Below are 20,323 nucleotides of genomic sequence, written 5' to 3' on the forward strand. Positions count from 1 at the left end.
GCGCGCGCAGATCGCGATCATCCTGTTTGCGGGGGCCTATCTCGCGGAGGTGATTCGCGGCGGCCTGCAGGCCGTGCCGCGCGGACAATATGAGGCCGGCGATGCGCTCGGGCTGTCCTACTGGCGCAAGCACCGGCTGATCATCCTGCCGCAGGCGATCCGCCACGTCATCCCGCCGCTGGTCAACACCTTCATCGCCTTCTTCAAGGACACCAGCCTCGTGCTGATCATCGGCATCTTCGACCTGCTGACGACAGCCAAGACCGCGATCATCGATCCGGCCTGGCAACAGTTTTCGGTCGAAGTCTACATCTTCGTCGCGATGATCTACTTCGCCTTCTGCTTCGCCATGTCGCGCTACAGCCGGAGCCTTGAAGCGCAGACGACGGGACGATGACATATCGTCAAGCCGTGCCGCTTGTTTGTGCTTGCCCCGATTGCCATCGCTAAGCTGTAATACCGCAGGTTGATCCCGTTCGATTTGGCGAGGCAATCATGCGCGTGGACGTTTGGCGGCACTCCATTGCCGCGCTGATTGTGTTGGTGGCAACCGGCGCGTCCGCCGAGCCCGTGAGTTTGCGCGGCTACAATGCGCCGATCGGCGAGAGCTCGATTTCCGGCATTTCCTCCGGCGCATTCATGGCGGTGCAGTTCGGCACGGCCTGGTCGTCGATCATCAAGGGCGTGGGCGTGGTCGCGGGCGGGCCCTATTGGTGCGCCAAGGCGGATGCGCTCGACGTCGTCACCGGGTTCTGGGGACCGGTCTGGCGGGCCACGGGTGCCTGCATGAAAGGGCCGGCGTCAAATCTCGATATCAAGGATTTTACTGACAAGGCCGATGCGAAGGCCGCGGCAGGCGAGATCGATCCGCTCAGCAACGTGAGCAAGCAGAAGGTCTATCTGTTCCACGGCTATAACGACGCGCTCGTGGATAAGGCCGCGACCGATGCGGCCGCGGATTTCTATCGCCATTATCTCGGTCCCGCCAATCGCGGCAATCTGTTCTATCAGACGACGCTCGGTGCGGGTCACTCCTTCGTCGTGACGAAGGAGGGCGCCCCCGGGCTCAACGACTGTAAGGGCAACACCGAGCCCTATATCGATCAGTGCGGTTACGACCAGGCCGGCATCGTGCTGCAACACATCTACGGCCGCCTGAACAGGCCCAATCGGGTGCAGCTTGACGGTACGGTGAAAAATTTCGATCAGTCGGTTTACACCAAGCCGCATCTGCCGGACGCGCTGAGCTTGGGTGACACCGGCTACGTCTTCGTCCCAGAGGATTGCGCGCGAGGTGCTCGCTGCCGCGTCCATGTCGCGCTTCATGGCTGCAAGCAGGATGTCGGCGACATCGGACGCAAGTTCGTCGACGAGGCCGGATTCAACGCCTGGGCCGACACGAACTACCTGATCATCCTTTATCCGCAGACCAAGACCAGTCCATTCGCGCCGGGCAATCCGCAGGCCTGCTGGGACTGGTGGAGCTATGTGGACCATGAAGACAGCTACGTGACCAAGTCCGGGGCGCAGATCAAGGCGATCAAGGCCATGCTGGATGCGCTGACGGCGGGCGCTGCAGCGCCAGCCGTGACGGCCGGGCCAGCCTTGTCGGCACCGCAGTTGCTCACGGCGATCGATGCGTCTGACACCGGCATGGATCTCGTCTGGTCTCCGGTCAACGGTGTCACGACCTATCGCGTGTCGCGCGCAGGGGCCGAAGGCGTCTTCAAGGCGATCGGCGACGTCACGGGAGCGAGCTTTGCCGATTCCGGCCTGACGCCGCAAACAACATATCGCTGGCGGGTCTCCGCCATTCTGAACGGCGCGGAAGGACCTGCCTCGGACGATGCGAGCGGCACCACGCTATCGCAGCCGCCTCGCTGCGATAATCCGGGCTCGTGTCCCCTTGCGAAATAGAGGCGACAGCGCCAGCTACTTCTTGACCCGTGGATCGATCGGCGTCGTGCCGCGCAGGCCCAAAATGTCCTCCAGGGCCCTGGCGCCGGCGAGCACCTGCGCATCGCCGCGCGGCGCCGCTACGATCTGTACGCCGACCGGCAGGCCTGATGCCGTGAAGCCGCAGGGCAGCGACAGTACGGGGCAGCACACCAGCGTCAGCGCATAGACGATGCCGAGCCATTCGACGTAGTTCTCGAATCGCTTGCCCGCGCATTCCGCGACATAGCGGTTCTCGATCGGGAAGGGCGGCACGATGGTGGTGGGCGTCAGGAGCAAGTCGTAAGTTTTGAAGAACTCGACGGTCCGCGCGGTCATCGCGACGCGCTGCGCCTCGGCGCGCGTGATCTGATCGACGGTGAGCTTCAGCCCTTCCTCGATGTTCCAGATCACCTCGGGCTTCAACAAGTCGCGCTTCTCGCGCAGCAGCTTGGCCTTGCTCATCGCGAAGTCGAGCGCGCGCAGCACGTGGAAGCATTCGTGCGCCTCGCGCAGATCCGGATGCGCTTCCTCGACGATCACGCCGAGATCCGCAAAGCGTTCCGCGGCCTTGCGGGTGATGGCGACGACTTCGGGATCCACTGGCGTGATGCCGAGATTGGGCGAATAGGCGATGCGCTTCGGCTTGTAGCCGGAGCGCGCGGCCGACAGGAACGAGGTGGCCGGGGAGGGCAGCGACAGCGGATCGGCCGCGTATTCGCCGCTCATGGCGTCGAGCAGCAGCGCGACGTCCTCGACATTGCGTGCCATCGGTCCCTGCTGGCCGAGGTTGCGATCGATACCGGCGGCCGGCGTATGCGCGACGCGGCCGATGCTCGGTCGCATGCCGACGATGCCGCAGAAGCTGGCGGGACTGCGCAGGCTGCCGCCCATGTCCGAGCCATGCGCGAGCCAGGCCATGCCGGTGGCGAGCGCCACGGCAGCACCGCCCGAGGAGCCGGCGGCCGATTTCGTCGTGTCCCAGGGATTGAGCGTCGCGCCGAAGACCTCGTTGAACGTGTTGGCGCCGGCGCCGAATTCCGGCGTGTTCGACTTGGCGTAGACGACCGCGCCATTGCCTTCGAGATTCTCGACCAGGATGTCGGAGCGGGCCGGGATGTTGTCCTTGAAGATCGGAGAGCCCTGCGTGTTGAGGACGCCGGCGACGTCGGTCAGATCCTTGATCGGCACCGGCAGACCCGCGAGCAGCCCGCGCGCGCCGGCCGGCTTCTGCATCAGCGTCCTGGCGTTGGCCCGCGCGCGGTCGAAGCACAGCGTCGGCAGCGCATTCACCTTGCCATCGACCTCGGCGATGCGCTTCTCCAGCACCTCGAGCAGCTCGAGCGGCGTAACGTCGCCGGAGCGAAGCTTGTCGACGACGATGCATGCGGTTTCGCGGATCAACTCTTGAGACAACTATTTTACTCCTGTGCTTGTTCCTGACTCCGTCATTCCGAGCGTAGCGAAGCAATCTAGTCCGTTACCGCATGGGCATTCTGGATTGCTTCGCTGCGCTCGCAATGACGAGCAAACTAACCCCACCCCGCGCTAATGCCGCCATCCACCGTGTAGATCACCCCGGACGTATAACCGGACCGATCCGACGCCAGGAACGCCATGAGGTCGCCGATCTCGCGCGCATGCGCGGGCCTGCCGAGCGGCAGGCTTTTCTGGAATTCCTTGTAGCGGCTTTCGTCGCCGAACTGATGCTTTGCACGCGTCTTGAGAAGCGTGACGTGGCGGTCTGTACCGACCGGGCCGGGATTGATCCCGACCACGCGAATGTTGTCGGCGAGGCTCTTGCCCCCGAGCGCGCGGGTGAAAGCCATCAGCGCAGCATTGCCGGCACTGCCGCAGACATAATTGGCGTCGAACTTTTCGCCGGCTGCACCGATGTCGTTGACGATCACGCCGCCACCGCGCGCCTTCATCTGCGCATAGATCATGCGGGTGAGGTTGATATAGCCGAACACCTTGAGCTCCCAGGCATGCCGCCAGGTCGCTTCGTCGATCTTGTCGATCGAACCACCGGGAATATCGCCGGCATTGTTGACGAGAATGTCGATGTCGGCGGCTTCTTTTGCGAGCCGTGTCAGGTCCGCGCTGTTGCGCAGATCAACGACGCTCGCGGTCGCGTCGATTTGATGCGCGGAGCGCAAGCGCTCGCAGAGCGCCTTCAACTGGTCGCCGCTGCGGGCCGCGAGCAGGAGGTGGCAGCCTTCTTCGGCGAAAGCTTCGGCCGCGGCGGCGCCGATGCCCTTGGAGGCGCCCGTGATCAGGACGCGCTTGCCACGCAGATGCAGATCCATGGAATGTCCCGCTGGAATGGATGCAAGATGAAATCAGTAGGCGGCCGATACCGCCATGGTCAACATTGCAGTGCAGCGTTGCACTGCTGGCGCGTTTGGTCCATTGCAGGGCGATCGCAGAGGCCGCAAGGTCCGCTCCGCCCACAACCAGGATTTTCGCGATGAGCAAGAAGCAATACCGGATTGCAGTCATTCCCGGCGACGGCATCGGCAAGGAAGTGATGCCGGAGGGCCTGCGCGTGCTCGAGGCGGCGGCGAAGAAGCACGGGGTTTCCCTGCAATTCGACCATTTCGACTTCTCGTCCTGGGACTATTACGAGAAGCACGGCCAGATGATGCCCGACGATTGGAAGGAAAAAATCGGCAAGCACGACGCGATCTATTTCGGAGCGGTCGGCTGGCCGGCAAAAATACCTGACCACGTATCGCTCTGGGGCTCGCTGATCAAGTTCCGCCGGGAGTTTGACCAGTACGTCAATTTGCGTCCGGTGCGGCTGATGCCCGGCGTGCCGTCGCCGCTGGCGAACCGCAAGCCCGGCGACATCGATTTCTGGGTGGTGCGCGAGAATACCGAGGGCGAGTATTCGTCGGTCGGCGGGCGCATGTTCCCGGACACCGACCGTGAGTTCGTGACGCAGCAGACCGTGATGACCCGCGTCGGCGTCGACCGCATCCTTAAATTCGCCTTCGAGCTCGCGCAGTCGCGGCCGAAGAAGCACCTGACGTCGGCGACGAAATCCAACGGCATCTCCATCACCATGCCCTATTGGGACGAGCGCGTGGAGGCGATGGCCAAGAAATTCCCGGGCGTGAAGTGGGACAAGTACCACATCGACATCTTGACCGCGAACTTCGTGCTGCATCCGGACTGGTTCGACGTCGTGGTCGGCTCCAACCTGTTCGGCGACATCCTGTCCGATCTTGGCCCCGCCTGCACCGGCACCATCGGCATCGCGCCATCGGGCAACATCAATCCGGAAGGGAATTTCCCCTCGGTGTTCGAGCCGGTGCACGGTTCGGCGCCCGACATCGCGGGGCAGGGCATCGCCAACCCGATCGGCATGATCTGGTCGGGCGCGATGATGTTCGAGCATCTCGGCGAGAAGGAAGCAGGCCGCTCGATCGTCGACGCGATCGAGCGCACGCTCGCCGAACGCACGCTGCGCACCAAGGATCTTGGCGGCAATGCCGACACGACGGCGTGCGGCAAGGCGGTCGCGGATATGGTGGATTAGGTGTCGTCGCGACCGACGCATGCGTAGGGTGGGTTAGCGTTGCGGATGCGCGCAGCGCAGTCCGCTACGCGTAACCCACCTCTTTAGTTTCCGCGGGAACAGACGCGGTGGGTTACGCCCTGTGAATTGCGCTTCGCACAATTCACAGGGCTAACCCACCCTACGAATTCACGATCCGCCGGCAGTGCACCAGCGACGCCTCGATCAAATTCTCGCTCGCTTCCGGCGTGCGGAAGGCGGAATGCGCCGACAGCGTCACGTTCGGAATCTTCGTCAGCTCGTGATCGGCCGGCAGCGGCTCGGTGTTGAAGACGTCGAGGCCGGCGTGGCGGATATGGCCTGATTTCAGCGCGTCGATCATCGCCTTCTCGTCGACGATCGCAGCGCGGGCGGTGTTGACCAGGATGACGCCGGGCTTCATCGCAAGAATCTTCTCGCGCGTGATCATGCCGCGGGTGTTGTCGTTGAGCAGGAGGTGGAGCGACACAACGTCGCTCCTGGCCAGCACCGTGTCGAGATCGGTGAACTTGACCCCCGGATGACTCTTGGGCGAGCGGTTCCAGGCGATCACCTTCATGCCCGAGCCCGATGCAATGCGCGCGACCTCGGCAGCGATGCCGCCAAAACCGATCAGACCGAGCGTCTTGCCCGTGAGCTGCATGCCGTCCTCGCGCAGCCAGTTGCCGACGCGCATCTCGCGATCCATCATCGCGATCACCCGCGCCGAGGCCCACATCAGCGCGATTGCGGATTCGGCCACCGCGGTGTCGCCATAGCCCTTGATCAGATGCACGGAGATGCCGAGCTCGGCGAGCTCTTCCGGATTCATGTAGCTGCGCGCGCCGGTGCCGAGGAACACCACGTGCTTGAGGCCTGCGCACTTCTTCGCAACGTCGGTCGGCAATGCGGTGTGATCGACGATCGCGATCTCGGCGCCGTCGAGAATTTCGGGGTATTGCTCCGACTTGATGTCGGGGTCCCGGTTGATCCGCACCTTGGGATCGCCGGGCTTTTCCAGCCGCTCCATGATGACGGCGAGCGATTCATTGGCGTCGACGAAAACTGCGCGCATGGCAGATTACTCCGATCAGGATGCGACGCCGGCGAGCGCCAGCACGGTATGCATCAGCACATTGGTTCCGGCCGTGCAGTCTGCCTGCGTGGCATCTTCCAGCTCATTGTGGCTGATGCCCTCCTTGCAGGGCACGAACACCATCGCCGCCGGCATGATGGTGTTGAGGTTGCAGGCGTCGTGGCCGGCACCGGAGGTGATGCGGCGGCTGGAATAGCCGAGCGTGGTTGCCGCGTTCTCGACGGCTGCGACCAGCTTTGGATCGAAATGCGTCGGCGGCTTGCGCCAGACCAGGTCGAGCTTGACCTCGACCTTGCGGCGCGCCGCGATCTCGGCGACCGCCGCGCGCAGATCGCGATCGAGTGCGTTCAAGATGGTGTCGTCGGCGCTGCGGGTATCGACGGTGAAGGCGATCTCGCCGGGGATGACGTTGCGCGAAGGGTTTTGGATCACGGCTTCGCCGATGGTTCCGACCGCCTTCGGCCCGTGCTTTTTCGCAATCGCCTCCATCGCCAGAACGATCTCCGACAAGGTCGCCAGCGCATCGCGGCGCAACGGCATCGGCGTCGAACCGGCGTGGCTCTCGAAGCCGGTGATGTGGCCGTCATACCAGAGCACGCCCTGGCCGGAATCGACCACGCCGATGGTTTTCTCCTCGGCCTCGAGAATCGGTCCCTGCTCGATATGCAGCTCGACGAAGCAGCCGAGCTTCTGGAAGCCGACCGGCTTGTCGCCGCGATAGCCGATGCCGTCCAGCGCCTGGCCGACCGTGACGCCCTCGGCATCCTTGCGCGACAAAATGTCGTCGGTGGTGAAGTCGCCGACATAGGCGGCCGACGCCATCATCGCAGGCGCAAAGCGTGAGCCTTCCTCATTGGTCCAGTTGACGACGCAGATCGGCGCCTCGGTCTCGATGCCGGCGTCGTTCAGCGTGCGGATCACTTCGAGCGCGCCGAGCGTTCCCAAAATGCCGTCATACTTGCCGCCGGTCGGCTGCGTATCGAGATGCGAGCCGATGCCCACCGGCAGCTTCGACATGTCGCGGCCCTTGCGCAGGCCGAACTGCGAGCCGAGCGCATCGGTGTGGACGTCGAGGCCGGCATCCTCGCACGCCTTGCGGAACCAGTCGCGGACCTGCTTGTCCTCGGCACTCAGCGTCAGCCGCCGGACGCCACCCTTGGCCGTCGCGCCGAACTGCGCGGTCTCGTGGATGGAGCCCCAAAGGCGGGCGGAATCGATTTGCAAATTGGTGGCGGCTCGGCTCATGCGTCAGTCCATTTTCAGCTTGTCATTCCGGGGCGTCCGAAGGGTGAACCCGGAATCCTTGGATTCCGGGTTCTCGCTGCGCGAGCCCCGGAATGACGAAGAAGGTCCGGCGCCTGTTTCAATGACGCGCCACTGCGGCCGCGTCAACCGCAGGGCCGCCCTGAGCGATTTGCCGGGCGAGATTGGCGACGCGTTCGATCGCGACGACGTCGGGCGAGGCGAGCCAGCTTGCGGTGAAAGTGAGGGGCGCGATCTTCAGGTCGGTGCTGAGGAGCTGCAGCCGCCCGTCGGACAGCTCCTTCTCGACGATCGCAGCCGGAATGACGGCGATGCCGAGCCCTTCCACCGCCATGTGGATGACGGTCGCGAGCGATGCGCTCGCATGCAGGCGGATCGGCGGCAGATCGGGTCGGTCGAACACTTCGCGCACGACCTCATAGGGCCGCGTCTTGCGCGGAAAGGTGATGATCGGAAATCGCGCGAGATCGTGCTTCGTCACCGGTCCCTTGCCGAGTCCGAGGGAGGGGCTTGCAAGAAAGCCGATCGGATAATCCGCCAGCACGCGATTGTGCACACCCGAAGCTGACAGCGGCCCGACCACGAAAGCGAGTTCGATCTCCTGTGCGAGCAGCCGCTGCGTCAGGTTCGGCGTGATATCGACTTCGATCTCGAGCGACAGGTTCGGATAGATTTCGTTCACGCTCTTCACGAGCCGCGGCAGCCATGTGTGCACGATGGTTTCGGCGACGCCGAGACGCATCACGCCGCGCATCGCGGAGGCATCGCCGATCTCCGCGATCATCTCCGCGCGCAGGCCGATCAGCTTCTCGGCATAGACCATCATCTGCCGTCCGCTCGGTGTCGGCGAGGCCACGCGATGATCCCGGTTGAGGAGTTTTACGCCCATCTCGCGTTCGAGCTGGGCGATGCGCTGGGAGATCGCCGGCTGGGTGGTGTTGAGCCTTTGGGCGGCGCCACGGAAGCTGCCGAGCTTCACAACCCAGAGGAACGTTTCAATCGACCTAAAGTCCAGCATTGGAAGGATTTTCCCGATCGATAAATCAGATTTATCGAATACGATTAGAAAGGAAGATTAGACTTTATAGCACGCCTGGTGTTGGCTGTCCTTGTCGAGATTATAGGCAGGTCGATCAAATGACTGTTTTGGTGGCAGTGCAGCAAACTGAAACAAGCGACACCCTTCCGAGCCGCAAAGCGCGTCTCGCCTACCGCGGCGGACGGGTCGCCTCCACCGCCGGAATCGCCCCCGGCTTCGTGCAGGGCAACCTCGCGATCCTCCCCGAAAAATACGCCGGCGCCTTTCACCGCTTCTGCCAGCTCAATCCAAAACCGTGCCCGATCATCGGCATGTCCGATGTCGGCAGCCCGCACATCCCGGCACTCGGCGCCGATCTCGACATCCGCACCGACGTGCCGCGCTATCGCGTCTGGCGCGATGGTGAGGTCGTGGACGAGCCGACCGATGTGACGAAACACTGGCGCGACGATCTCGTGACCTTCGTGCTCGGCTGCTCGTTCTCGTTCGAAGAGGCGCTGCTCGACGAGGGCATGCCGATCCGCCACATCGAGCACAATGTGCGCGTGCCGATGTATCGCACCAACATCGCATGCAGCGCGTCCGGCCCGTTCGCAGGTCCCATGGTGGTGTCGATGCGCCCGTTCAAGCCGGCGGATGCGATCCGCGCAGTGCAGATCACCTCGCGCTATCCGGCCGTGCACGGCGCGCCGGTTCATCTCGGCCATCCCCATCTCATCGGCATCAAGGACATCGCAAAGCCCGACTATGGCGATCCGGTGCCGGTTGCCGACGACGAGATCCCGGTGTTCTGGGCCTGCGGTGTCACGCCGCAATCGGTGATCAACGCCGCAAAGCTTCCGTTCGCGATCACGCATTCGCCGGGACTGATGCTGGTGACGGATCTGAAGAACCGGAACATGGCCGTGATTTAGTAGGCAGCGCGTGCTGCTTCTTCGGGCTTTACGCTTTCGGTCATTCGCTTCATTCGATGAGTTGAAAAGTTAAGTAACAGAGGAATTGTCATGACGATCACTCGCCGCGATGTTTTGCTCGGAGCTACCGCCACCGCCGCCCTGATGCCGCTCGCCGCGCGCGCGCAGACGTCCGAGGTTGTGATCGGCGTCATCTATCCCTTCTCCGGCGCCAGCGCCCAGCAGGGCGTCGACGCGCAGAAGGCCTATGAGACCGCGCTCGAAGTCATCAACAAGGACGCCGACTTCGATCTGCCGCTCGCCAAGGGCGAGGGTCTGCCGGGTCTCGGCGGCGCCAAGGTCAGGCTTGTGTTCGCCGACCACCAGGCCGATCCGCAGAAGGGACGTGCCGAGACCGAGCGCCTGATCACGCAGGAGAAGGTTTCTGCCGTCATCGGCACCTATCAGAGCTCGGTCGCCGTCACCGTCAGCCAGATCTGCGAGCGTTACCAGATCCCGTTCGTCTCGGCCGACAACTCCTCGCCGAGCCTGCATCGCCGCGGCCTCAAATATTACTTCCGCGCCTCGCCGCATGACGAGATGTACTCGGCCGCGATGTTCGACTTCTTCGACGCCCTGAAGAAGAAGGGCACCAAGATCGAGACGCTGGCGCTGTTCCACGAAGACACCATCTTCGGTACCGACTCCGGCAACGCCCAGGCCAAGATCGCCGGCGAGCGTGGCTACAAGATCCTCGCCGACATCAAGTACCGCAACAACTCGCCCTCGCTCTCGGCGGAGGTGCAGCAGCTCAAGAGCGCCAATGCCGACGTGCTGATGCCCTCGAGCTACACCACCGACGGCATCCTGCTGGTCAAGACCATGGCCGAGCTCGGCTACAAGCCGAACGCGATCGTGGCGCAGGACGCCGGCTTCTCCGAGAAGGCGCTCTACGACGCCGTCGGCGACAAGCTCGAAGGCGTGATCTCGCGCGGCACCTTCTCGCTCGATCTTGCGCAGAAGCGCCCGATGGTCGGCAAGATCAACGACATGTTCAAGGCGAAGTCGGGCAAGGACCTCAACGACCTGACCTCGCGCCAGTTCATGGGCCTGATCGTGCTGGCGGATGCCATCAGCCGCGCCAAGTCCACCGAGGGCGAGAAGATCCGCGACGCGCTCGCGGCGACCGACATTCCAGGCGACAAGACCATCATGCCCTGGAAGCGCATCAAGTTCGACGAGATGGGCCAGAACAACGACGCCGACCCGGTGCTGCTGCAATATGTCGGCGGCAAGTTCGTCACCATCTTCCCGCCGCAGGCTGCGATCGCCGAGGCGACCTGGCCCATGAAGTGACGCGGAGCGGGATGTCTCTTTATGTCGTCCCGGCCTTCGCCGGGAGGACACTGAGCGATGTAGTGACGGGGGAGCAGGGGTGCTGACAGCCGAAGCCATTATCCAAAGTCTGGCGAGCGGCCTCTTGATGGGGCTGCTCTACGGGTTGATCGCCGTGGGGCTCGCGCTCATATTCGGCCTGATGGACGTCGTGAACTTCGCCCATGGCGAGTTCCTGATGATCTCGATGTACGCGACCTTCTTCCTGTTCGCGTTCTTCGCGATCGATCCCTTGCTCTCGGCGCCGCTGGTGGCCGCGGCCATGTTCGTGTTCGGGGCCGTGGTCTATCTCCTGATCGTGCGCTTTGCGATGCGGGCCAAGGCCAATGCGGGCATGGTGCAGATCTTCTCCACCTTCGGCCTTGCGATCGTGATGCGGGGGCTGGCGCAGTTCTTCTTCACGCCGGACTATCGCAGCATCCCGCAATCCGCGCTCGGCGGCAAAACCATCTCGATCGCCGGCATCTTCCTGCCCGAGCCGCAGCTCGTCGGCGCGTTGCTGTCGATTGCCGCCTTCGGCGCGCTCTATCTCTTCATCAACCGCACCGATTTCGGCCGCGCGCTGGAGGCAACCCGCGAGGACCCCGGCGCGGTGGCGCTGGTCGGCATCGACAAGAACCGCGTCTTCGCGCTCGGCTGGGGCCTCGGCGCCGCGCTCGTTGGTCTCTCCGGCGCCATCATGGCGATCTTCTTCTACATCTACCCTGACGTCGGCGCGTCCTTTGCGCTGATCGCCTACGTCACCGTGGCGCTCGGCGGCTTCGGCAGCGTGTTCGGCGCCTTTGCCGGCGGCATCATCGTGGGTCTGGTTGAGGCGACCACCGCGCTGATACTGCCGCCGTCGCTGAAATCGGTCGGCATCTACGCCGTCTATCTCCTCGTTGTCTTCATCCGGCCGCGCGGCCTGTTCGGATCGATGTGATGGACAAGAATTTTGCCGCGCGGCGCCGCCGCGACCTCTTCGTAGCCGCCGCCCTCGCGGTGATCGCAGCGCTCGCGCCGCTGTTCGTGAAGGACGTCTACGTCCAGAACATTTTGATCCTCACCCTGATGTATGCGGCGCTGTCGCAGAGCTGGAACATCCTGTCCGGCTATTGCGGGCAGATATCGCTCGGCCACGCGCTCTATTTCGGGCTTGGCGCCTACACCACCGCGCTCCTGTTCATGAAGTTCGGTGTGCTGCCCTGGTTCGGCATGCTGGCGGGCGGAACCCTGTCGGCGCTGATTGCGATGGGGCTCGGCTATCTCTGCTTCCGCCTGCGCGGCCATTACTTCGTGATCGCGACGATCGTGATCGCCGAGATCACGCTGCTCCTGTTCCACAACTGGGATTGGGCCGGTGCTGCGCTCGGTATCGATATTCCCGTGCGTGGCGACAGCTGGCTCAAATTCCAGTTCACGCGCAGCAAGCTGCCTTACTTCTACTTTGCCCTGGTGCTCGCCTGCGTCGCCTGGTTCGTCACCTGGTGGCTGGAAGACTCCAAATGGGGCTTTTGGTGGCGCGCGGTGAAGGACAATCCGGAAGCGGCCGAGAGTCTCGGCGTCGTCGTGTTCAATTCGAAGATGGGCGCGGCCGCGGTCTCCGCCTTCCTCGTCGCCGTCGGCGGAAGCTTCTACGCCCAGTTCGTCTCCTACATCGATCCCGAAAGCGTCATGGGTTTTCAGTTCTCGTTGCTGATGGCGTTGCCCGCGGTGCTTGGCGGCATCGGTACACTCTGGGGACCGGTGCTGGGCGCGGCGATCCTGATCCCGCTGACCGAGCTCACGCGTTCCTTCATCGGCGGCTCCGGGCGCGGCGTAGACCTCATCGTCTACGGCACGTTGATCGTGTTGATCTCGCTGGCGCTGCCGCGCGGACTGGTCAGCCTGTTCTCCTCGCGCAAGGGAGCCGCACGATGACCGCGCTCCTGGAAACCCGCGGCGTCTGGCAGCGGTTCGGCGGCCTCGTTGCCAACAGCGACGTTTCGATCTCGGTCGGGCGCGGCGAGATCGTCGGCCTGATCGGCCCGAACGGCGCCGGCAAGTCGACACTGTTCAATCTCATTGCCGGCGTGCTGCCGCCGACGCAAGGCACGATCTGGTTCGACGGCGTGGACGTGACCCATATGCCGGCAGCCGAGCGCTGTGTGCGCGGCGTGGGACGTACGTTTCAGGTCGTCAAAAGCTTTGAGACCATGACCGTCATCGACAATGTCATCGTCGGTGCGCTGGTGCGGACCACCGTGATGCGCGAGGCCCGCCGCAAGGCGCATGAGGTGCTTGAGTTCACCGGCCTCGCCGCACGTGCCGACGTGCTGGCAAGCGATCTCGTGCCGGCCGAGAAGCGCCGCCTCGAAGTTGCCCGTGCGCTCGCGACCGAACCAAAACTCCTGCTGCTCGACGAAGTGCTCACTGGTCTCACGCCGACCGAAGCGCAGACCGGCGTCGATCTCGTCCGCAAGGTGCGCGAGACCGGTGTCACCGTGCTGATGGTCGAGCACGTCATGGAGATCGTGATGCCGCTGGTCGACCGTGCCATCGTGCTCGACCTCGGCAAGGTGCTGGTCGAGGGCAAGCCGTCCGACGTTGTTCGCGATCCCAAGGTGATCAGCGCTTATCTGGGAGATCGTCATGCTCAGAGTGCATGAAGTCACCACCGCCTATCAGGGCCTGGTCGCGATCTCCTCCGTCTCGATCGAGGTCGCCAAGGGCGAGATCGTCTGCGTGGCCGGCGCCAACGGCGCGGGCAAGTCGACGCTGCTGAAATCGATCGCCGGCGCCGAGCGTCCGCGCTCGGGCACCGTGACCTTCGACGGCAAGCAACTCGTCGGCATGGCGCAGCACCTGGTTACGTCTTGCGGCATCGCCTATGTGCCGGAGAACCGCCGCCTGTTTCCGCGCCTCTCGGTGCGCGACAATCTCAGGCTCGGCAGCTATCTCTATCGCGGCGAGGCCGACCGCGAGAGCCCGCTCGATCTCGTCTTCAAGCTGTTTCCGCGCCTGTCAGAGCGCCTCGAGCAGCGCGCCGAGACGCTCTCCGGCGGCGAGCAGCAGATGCTCGCGATCGGACGCGCCTTGATGACGCGCCCGCGGCTGCTGATGCTGGACGAGCCCTCGCAAGGCATCATGCCGAAGCTGGTCGACGAGATCTTTCAGGCCGTAAAACGCATCCGCGACGCCGGCATGACCGTGCTGATCGTCGAGCAGCGCATGGCGGAGTGCCTTGAAATCGCCGACCGCGCCTACATCCTGCAAACCGGCCGCGTGCTGATGCAGGGGCCCGCGGCGGAGATCAGGGGTAATCCGGATGTGCGGAAGGCGTATCTGGGGCTGTAGGCGCTAGAACTGTCTCCACAAGCACAGACGTCATCCTGAGGTGCGCGCCCTTCGCGCGCCTCGAAGGATGAGCCGCGAGCGCTTTGCGGCCCATCCTTCGAGGCTTCACCTTGCGATGCAGAGCATCGCAAGGCTCGCACCTCAGGATGACGTCAGTGCGTGTGGCTAGTGGTCATGCTCCGGCAGCGTCAGCCCAAACGTCTTCACAAGATCCTTCACCTGTTCCGGCGAAAGATACCTTGGGTTCATCCCACGCAGCAGCAGATACAGCTTCGCCGTCTCCTCCAGCTCCTCGGTCGCGAACACCGCCGCCTCCAGCGTGTCGCCGGCGACCACCGGGCCGTGATTGGCGAGCAGCACGGATGAGTACTTTCCGGCCAGCCCCTTGATCGCATCCGCGACCGCGGGATCGCCGGGGCGGTAATAGGGCACGAGCGCGGTCGGGGCGCATTTCATCATGTAGTAGGCCGTCATCGGCGGCAACGCCGCGCGCGGGTCGATCTCGGGCAGCATCGAGAGCGCGACCGAGTGGGTGGAGTGCAGGTGCACGATCGCGCGCGCCGATTCACGGGTGTCGTAGAGCGCCGTGTGCAGCGGCACTTCCTTGGTCGGCGCGTCGCCGGACAGGAGCTTGCCGTTCGCATCAAGCCGCGACAGCCGTGCCGGGTCGAGGAAGCCGAGCGAGGCGTTGGTCGGCGTCACCAGCCAGCCGTCGTCCTCCAGCTTCACGCTGATGTTGCCGGATGAACCCGGTGTCAACCCGCGCTCGAACAGCGAGCGGCCGAAGCGGCAGATATCTTCGCGAAGTCGTGTCTCGCTGCTCATGGCGGGCGTATCCTGTTGCCGCCTTGTCTCACGCTTTGGCAGCGCGGCCAAGGCGTGTTATTCGGGTCAAGAGGCCGCCTCAGAGCGGCCGGTCAGGGAATGTTCCAAGGGAAGAGCCTTCATGTCTGCCTCCACCACCAGTAACCAGCGCATCGCCGTCATCGGACTGGGTTCGATGGGATTTGGCATGGCGACGTCGCTCAAGCGCGCCGGCCATGTGGTGACCGGTTGCGACGTTTCGGCCGACGCGGTCGCACGCTTCGTCAAGGACGGTGGCGCAGGCGCCAAGACGCCGGCGGAGGCTGCCAAGGGTGCCGACATCGTCGTCAGCGTGGTCGTCAACGCCGCGCAGACCGAAGGCGTCCTGTTCGGCAAGGACGGCGCCGCCGAGACCATGGCCAAGGATAGCGTGTTCATTTCGTCCGCGACCATGGACCCCGACGTGGCGCGGCGCCTCGCAAAACAGCTCGAGGCCACCGGCCGGCATTATCTGGATGCGCCGATTTCCGGTGGCGCGCAGCGTGCAGCGCAAGGCGAACTGACGATTCTCGCCTCCGGCAGCCCGGCCGCCTTTGCGAAGGCGCGTCCCGCGCTCGATGCGATGGCGGCAAAGCTCTACGAGCTCGGCGATGCCGCGGGGCAGGGCGCCGCCTTCAAGATGATCAACCAGCTCCTGGCCGGCGTGCACATCGCCGCCGCCTCGGAAGCGATCGCCTTTGCCGCCAAGCAGGGCCTCGATATCCGTAAGGTCTATGAGGTGATCACCGCGTCGGCCGGCAATTCCTGGATGTTCGAGAACCGCATGCCGCATGTGCTCGACGGCGACTACACGCCGCGCAGCGCGGTCGAGATTTTTGTGAAGGACCTCGGCATCATCCAGGACATGGCGCGATCGGCGCGCTTTCCGGTGCCGGTCTCGGCTGCAGCCCTGCAGATGTTCCTGATGACGGCAGCCGCGGGCATGGGCCGCGACGACGACGCCTCGGTGGCGCGCATGTATGCGCAGGTGACCGGCGTCAAGCTGCCCGGCGACAAGTAAGAAGAGGACAATCCGATGCCGCGCTTTGCCGCCAATCTCTCGATGATGTTCAACGAGGTGCCGTTCCTCGACCGCTTCGATGCGGCCGCGAAAGCCGGCTTCACCGCGGTCGAATTCCTGTTCCCTTACGAGCATCCGGCCGACGAGGTCGGCGCGCGCCTCAAGCGGAACGGCCTGACGCAGGCGCTGTTCAACCTGCCGCCCGGGGACTGGAACGCCGGCGAAAAGGGTTTTGCGGCGCTGCCTGCGCGCTTCGACGATCTCAAGCGCAGCCTGGAGACGGCTCTGCCTTACGTCAAGGCGACCGGCGTCAAGCGCCTGCATCTGATGGCCGGCATGGCCAATCGCGGCGATCGTCTCGCGATCGAGGCGTTCTATAAGGGGGTGGCGTGGGCCGCCGAATTCTTTGTGCCGCACGGCATCGACATCGTGATCGAGCCGATCAACCCACGCAACGTGCCCGGCTACTTCCTCAACGACTTCGGCTTCGCGCGCGACGTCGTCGAGGAGCTGAGAATCCCGAACCTGAAACTGCAGTTCGACATCTACCACTGCCAGATCATCCATGGTGACGTCACCATGCGGCTGCGCGAGATGATGCCGATCATCGGCCACATCCAGATCGCCAGCATTCCCTCGCGCAACGAGCCCGACGGCGAGGAGCTGAACTATCCGTTCCTGTTCGCGGAGCTCGACCGGCTCGGCTATTCAGGCTTCGTCGGCTGCGAATACAATCCGCGCGGCAAGACCACCGATGGCCTTGCCTGGTTCAAGCCTTACGCCGGAGCACGGTCGTGACACTCGCGCTGGGCTGCATCGCTGACGACTATACCGGCGCCTCCGATCTCGCCAACACGCTGACGCGCGCGGGTCTTCGCACCGTGCAGACCATCGGCGTGCCGGCTGATGACCTCGCTCTTCCCGAGGTCGATGCCGTCGTGGTGTCGCTGAAGAGCCGCTCGATCGAGGCGGGGCTTGCGGTGACGCGCTCGCGCGCCGCCGAGAAATGGCTGCGCGGCCGCGGCGCCTCGCATGTGCTGTTCAAGATCTGCTCGACCTTCGATTCCACCGACGCCGGCAATATCGGCCCCGTGATGGACGCGTTGCGCGAGGATTGCGGCGAGGCGATCGTGCTGGTGACGCCGGCCTTTCCGGAGACCGGACGCACCGTCTACCAGGGCAATCTCTTCGTCGGTGCCGTGCCGCTCAACGAGAGCCCGCTGAAAGACCATCCGCTCAATCCGATGCATGATTCCAACCTGGTGCGCGTGCTGGCGCGCCAGAGCAGGACCAGTGTCGGCCTCGTCGACCTCGCGACCGTGACGCGCGGCGTCGACGCAGTCCGCTTGCGGTTGTCCGATCTCGCGGCCAAGGGCATCGGCGCGGCTGTCATCGACGCCGTGTTCGACCGCGACCTCGAAACCATCGGCCTCGTCGCGGGCAGCCATCGGCTGTCGGTCGGCGCATCCGGCATCGGGCTTGGTCTGGCGCGTGCGCTGGTCTCCTCGGGCAAGGTGAAGTCCAGCGCGACAAATGCAGAGGCGGGCGCGCCGGTCGGCGGTCCCGCCGCATGTCTCGCCGGAAGTTGCTCGCAGGCAACCTTGCAGCAGATGGCCAATGCCGAGCGTGTCATGCCGGTGTTACATCTCGATCCGACGCGTATTTTTACGGACAAGGACGAGGCGCAGCGCGCGCTGGCCTGGGCAAAGCCGCGTTTGGCTGACGGCCCGCTCCTGATTGCTTCGAGCGCAACGCCGGAGGCCGTCGCCGCCGTGCAGGCGCGCTACGGCCGTGACGCTGCCGGCCACGCCATCGAGCAGACAATGGCCGACATCGCCGACGGCCTGGTGCAATCCGGCGTGCGCCGCCTGGTCGTCGCCGGTGGCGAGACGTCCGGCGCCGTTGTCGATCGTCTAAAAATTCCCGGCTTCCTCGTCGGCGCGGAGATCGCTGCGGGAGTCCCGGTGCTGCGTGCGGTCGGTGCAAAAGAAAGTGCCAAGGAAAGTGCAATGTTGCTTGCCTTGAAATCAGGCAATTTCGGCGGACCAGAGTTTTTCACCGACGCGCTTAGGCTCATGCGCTGAGTGCAGGGCTCTTTAGTTCCCTGTTCATCTCTTTAGGGTTCCGTACTCGTACGGAGTCGCAGTTGACATCTGCTCATTTGGTTTGGTGATGGATGTCGGCGCTACTCCCTGTGGTTGAGACGTAGATTCCCGGATGCGCGGCCGCGCCAGCATAAAGAGATCCCGATAATGTTCGCCAAAATTTCGATCCGCGCCAAGATCATCAGCGTCGTGGCGTTTCTGCTGGTTGCGATGACCGGCATGGGCCTGCTCGCCGTCATGAAGATGCGGGCCATGAATGCGAACACCACAGACATCACCACGAGCTGGATGCCCAGCGTGCGCGTGCTCGGCGAGCTCCGTGCCGCCGTCATCACCTATCGCAACGTGGTCCGTCAGCACATGCTGTCCGAGACCCTCGACGAAAAGCTGGCGAACGAAAAGACCGCCGGGATCGTCCTCGAGGCGCTGGCCAAGTCTCGCACGGCCTACGAGCCGATGATCACCTCCCCGGAGGAGCGGGGGCTCTACAACGACTGGATCAAGCTCTGGGATCAGTACAAGAAGGGGACTGAAGAAGTCTTCGCGCTGTCGCGCAAGGAGGCCGGCAAGGTCCCGCATGAGGCGCAGGAGTTGAACACCAAGACGGTCAACAAGATCGGCCTCCAGGCGGACGAGGTCCTGACCAAGGACATCGAGCTCAATAACAAGGGCGCCAACCAGGCTGCGCAAGATGCGGCCGACAGCTTCTACTACGCCTTCATGCTGGTCTCGATCATCCTCGGCGCGGCCGTCGTGATCGGCATCGGCGTCAGCATCTATCTGGTGCGCGACGTCTCCAGCGGCATCAACTCGATCATCGAGCCGATGCAGGCGCTCGGCAAGGGCGACCTCACGGCGGAAGTCCCGCATCAGGGCGAGAAGACCGAGATCGGATCCATGGCCGACGTGCTCCAGGTCTTCAAGGAAGCGCTGGTCGCCAAGAAGGTGGCGGACGAAGCCGCTGCCGCCGACGCCGAAGCCAAGATCGAACGCGGTCGCCGCGTCGACAACATCACTCGCGAATTCGAGACCATGATCGGCGAGATCGTGCAGACGGTGTCGTCGGCTTCGACCCAGCTCGAGGCATCCGCCTCGACGCTGACCGCGACCGCCGACCGCTCCCGGCAGATGGCGACCACGGTCGCTGCCGCGTCGGAAGAAGCCTCCACCAACGTGCAGTCGGTGGCATCGGCGACCGAAGAGATGGCCTCGTCGGTCGGCGAGATCAGCCGCCAGGTGCAGGAATCGGCGCGGATGGCCGGCGATGCCGTCGGCCAGGCGCGCACCACCAGCGAACGTGTCAGCGAGCTCTCCAAGGCCGCCTCCCGCATCGGCGATGTCGTCGAGCTCATCAACACCATCGCCGGGCAGACCAATTTGCTGGCACTCAATGCGACCATCGAGGCGGCGCGCGCAGGCGAAGCCGGCCGTGGCTTTGCGGTCGTTGCATCCGAAGTGAAGGCGCTCGCCGAGCAGACGGCGAAGGCGACCGGCGAAATCGGCACGCAGATCACGGGCATCCAGGCCGCGACCAACGACTCCGTCTCCGCGATCAAGGAGATCTCCTCGACCATCGAGCGGTTGTCGGAAATCTCCTCGGCCATCGCAGCCGCCGTGGAGGAGCAGGGTGCCGCGACCCAGGAGATCGCCCGCAACGTGCAGCAGGCGGCCCAGGGTACCCAGCAGGTCTCCTCCAACATCACCGACGTGCAGCGCGGTGCGACCGAGACCGGCACGGCCTCCTCGCAGGTGCTGTCGGCGGCGCAAATGCTGTCAGGCGATTCCAGCCGCCTGAAGACCGAGGTGAGCAAGTTCCTCACCAACGTTCGCGCGGCCTGAGACCACAGACTATCGCAATTCAGCCGCGGCTCCTTGGG

The 20,323-nt window shown here is 64.2% G+C and carries 19 protein-coding genes; 13 read left to right on the top strand and 6 right to left on the bottom strand.

What is annotated here, in order from left to right; all coding sequences use genetic code 11:
• Together C2U70_RS22150 and C2U70_RS22155 are read left to right on the top strand one after the other, a co-directional pair.
• Positions 1–397 (top strand): amino acid ABC transporter permease (locus tag C2U70_RS22150; protein ID WP_140980540.1); only part of this gene is annotated, 397 nt, incomplete at its 5' end.
• Between the two features lie 98 nt (positions 398–495).
• Positions 496–1,917 (top strand): extracellular catalytic domain type 2 short-chain-length polyhydroxyalkanoate depolymerase, encoded by a 1,422-nt coding sequence (locus C2U70_RS22155; protein WP_140980541.1) that lies wholly within the window; start codon positions 496–498, stop codon positions 1,915–1,917.
• 15 nt (positions 1,918–1,932) lie between these two features.
• Here C2U70_RS22155 and C2U70_RS22160 read toward each other — a convergent pair whose 3' ends face one another.
• Both C2U70_RS22160 and C2U70_RS22165 read right to left on the bottom strand, forming a co-directional pair.
• On the bottom strand, positions 1,933–3,351 hold the full coding sequence (locus tag C2U70_RS22160; RefSeq protein WP_140980542.1) for an amidase: 1,419 nt from the start codon (positions 3,349–3,351) through the stop codon (positions 1,933–1,935).
• Positions 3,352–3,467: 116 nt separating this feature from the next.
• Positions 3,468–4,244, bottom strand: coding sequence for an SDR family oxidoreductase (locus C2U70_RS22165; protein WP_140980543.1), 777 nt, complete (start codon positions 4,242–4,244; stop codon positions 3,468–3,470).
• 161 nt (positions 4,245–4,405) lie between these two features.
• On the opposite strand from C2U70_RS22165, the gene C2U70_RS22170 reads away from it, so the two are divergent.
• Positions 4,406–5,479, top strand: a complete 1,074-nt coding sequence (locus C2U70_RS22170; RefSeq protein ID WP_140980544.1) for a tartrate dehydrogenase — start codon at positions 4,406–4,408, stop codon at positions 5,477–5,479.
• Between the two features lie 160 nt (positions 5,480–5,639).
• Here the strand turns inward: C2U70_RS22170 and C2U70_RS22175 are convergent, their stop codons facing one another.
• The 3 genes from C2U70_RS22175 to C2U70_RS22185 form a co-directional block, all read right to left on the bottom strand.
• Positions 5,640–6,551 (bottom strand): NAD(P)-dependent oxidoreductase, encoded by a 912-nt coding sequence (locus C2U70_RS22175; RefSeq protein WP_140980545.1) that lies wholly within the window; start codon positions 6,549–6,551, stop codon positions 5,640–5,642.
• Positions 6,552–6,566: 15 nt separating this feature from the next.
• On the bottom strand, positions 6,567–7,817 hold the full coding sequence (locus tag C2U70_RS22180) for a Zn-dependent hydrolase (protein ID WP_140980546.1): 1,251 nt from the start codon (positions 7,815–7,817) through the stop codon (positions 6,567–6,569).
• Positions 7,818–7,935: 118 nt separating this feature from the next.
• Positions 7,936–8,853: a LysR family transcriptional regulator gene (locus C2U70_RS22185; protein WP_140980547.1), complete on the bottom strand. Its 918-nt coding sequence runs from the start codon at positions 8,851–8,853 to the stop codon at positions 7,936–7,938.
• Positions 8,854–8,972: 119 nt separating this feature from the next.
• On the opposite strand from C2U70_RS22185, the gene C2U70_RS22190 reads away from it, so the two are divergent.
• The 6 genes from C2U70_RS22190 to C2U70_RS22215 all read left to right on the top strand — a co-directional run bounded on the left by C2U70_RS22190 (position 8,973) and on the right by C2U70_RS22215 (position 14,477).
• A complete protein-coding gene (locus C2U70_RS22190; protein WP_140980548.1) occupies positions 8,973–9,788 on the top strand; it encodes a putative hydro-lyase in 816 nt (271 codons plus the stop codon).
• 90 nt (positions 9,789–9,878) lie between these two features.
• Positions 9,879–11,123, top strand: coding sequence for an ABC transporter substrate-binding protein (locus C2U70_RS22195; RefSeq protein WP_140980549.1), 1,245 nt, complete (start codon positions 9,879–9,881; stop codon positions 11,121–11,123).
• A gap of 82 nt (positions 11,124–11,205) precedes the next feature.
• Positions 11,206–12,084 carry a branched-chain amino acid ABC transporter permease gene (locus C2U70_RS22200; RefSeq protein WP_140980579.1) on the top strand — a complete coding sequence of 293 codons (879 nt, stop codon included), beginning with the start codon at positions 11,206–11,208 and terminating at the stop codon, positions 12,082–12,084.
• The gene (locus C2U70_RS22205) at positions 12,084–13,061 is read left to right on the top strand and encodes a branched-chain amino acid ABC transporter permease (RefSeq protein ID WP_140980550.1); all 978 of its coding nucleotides are present in this window, start codon (positions 12,084–12,086) and stop codon (positions 13,059–13,061) included. The genes C2U70_RS22200 and C2U70_RS22205 overlap by 1 nt, the downstream gene beginning before the upstream one ends.
• On the top strand, positions 13,058–13,789 hold the full coding sequence (locus tag C2U70_RS22210; RefSeq protein WP_140980551.1) for an ABC transporter ATP-binding protein: 732 nt from the start codon (positions 13,058–13,060) through the stop codon (positions 13,787–13,789). Before C2U70_RS22205 ends, C2U70_RS22210 begins: the two co-directional genes overlap by 4 nt.
• Positions 13,773–14,477 carry an ABC transporter ATP-binding protein gene (locus tag C2U70_RS22215; RefSeq protein ID WP_140980552.1) on the top strand — a complete coding sequence of 235 codons (705 nt, stop codon included), beginning with the start codon at positions 13,773–13,775 and terminating at the stop codon, positions 14,475–14,477. The genes C2U70_RS22210 and C2U70_RS22215 overlap by 17 nt, the downstream gene beginning before the upstream one ends.
• A gap of 165 nt (positions 14,478–14,642) precedes the next feature.
• Here the strand turns inward: C2U70_RS22215 and C2U70_RS22220 are convergent, their stop codons facing one another.
• A complete protein-coding gene (locus tag C2U70_RS22220) occupies positions 14,643–15,302 on the bottom strand; it encodes an aldolase (protein WP_140980553.1) in 660 nt (219 codons plus the stop codon).
• A gap of 121 nt (positions 15,303–15,423) precedes the next feature.
• Here C2U70_RS22220 and ltnD point away from each other — a divergent pair, with 121 nt between their 5' ends.
• From ltnD to C2U70_RS22240, 4 genes are all read left to right on the top strand, one after another.
• Positions 15,424–16,341 carry an L-threonate dehydrogenase gene (gene ltnD / locus C2U70_RS22225; RefSeq protein ID WP_140980554.1) on the top strand — a complete coding sequence of 306 codons (918 nt, stop codon included), beginning with the start codon at positions 15,424–15,426 and terminating at the stop codon, positions 16,339–16,341.
• Between the two features lie 15 nt (positions 16,342–16,356).
• Entirely contained in the window at positions 16,357–17,139 is a 783-nt protein-coding gene (gene otnI, locus C2U70_RS22230; protein WP_140980555.1) for a 2-oxo-tetronate isomerase, read from the top strand.
• Positions 17,136–18,425, top strand: a complete 1,290-nt coding sequence (otnK, locus tag C2U70_RS22235) for a 3-oxo-tetronate kinase (RefSeq protein WP_140980556.1) — start codon at positions 17,136–17,138, stop codon at positions 18,423–18,425. The genes otnI and otnK overlap by 4 nt, the downstream gene beginning before the upstream one ends.
• A 168-nt stretch (positions 18,426–18,593) precedes the next feature.
• Positions 18,594–20,285, top strand: a complete 1,692-nt coding sequence (locus tag C2U70_RS22240) for a methyl-accepting chemotaxis protein (RefSeq protein WP_140980557.1) — start codon at positions 18,594–18,596, stop codon at positions 20,283–20,285.
• Positions 20,286–20,323 lie beyond the last annotated feature (38 nt).

Origin of the sequence: Bradyrhizobium guangdongense (assembly GCF_006483445.1) — a bacterium.
In the GTDB taxonomy this organism is placed as follows: Bacteria; Pseudomonadota; Alphaproteobacteria; order Rhizobiales; family Xanthobacteraceae; genus Bradyrhizobium; species Bradyrhizobium guangdongense_A.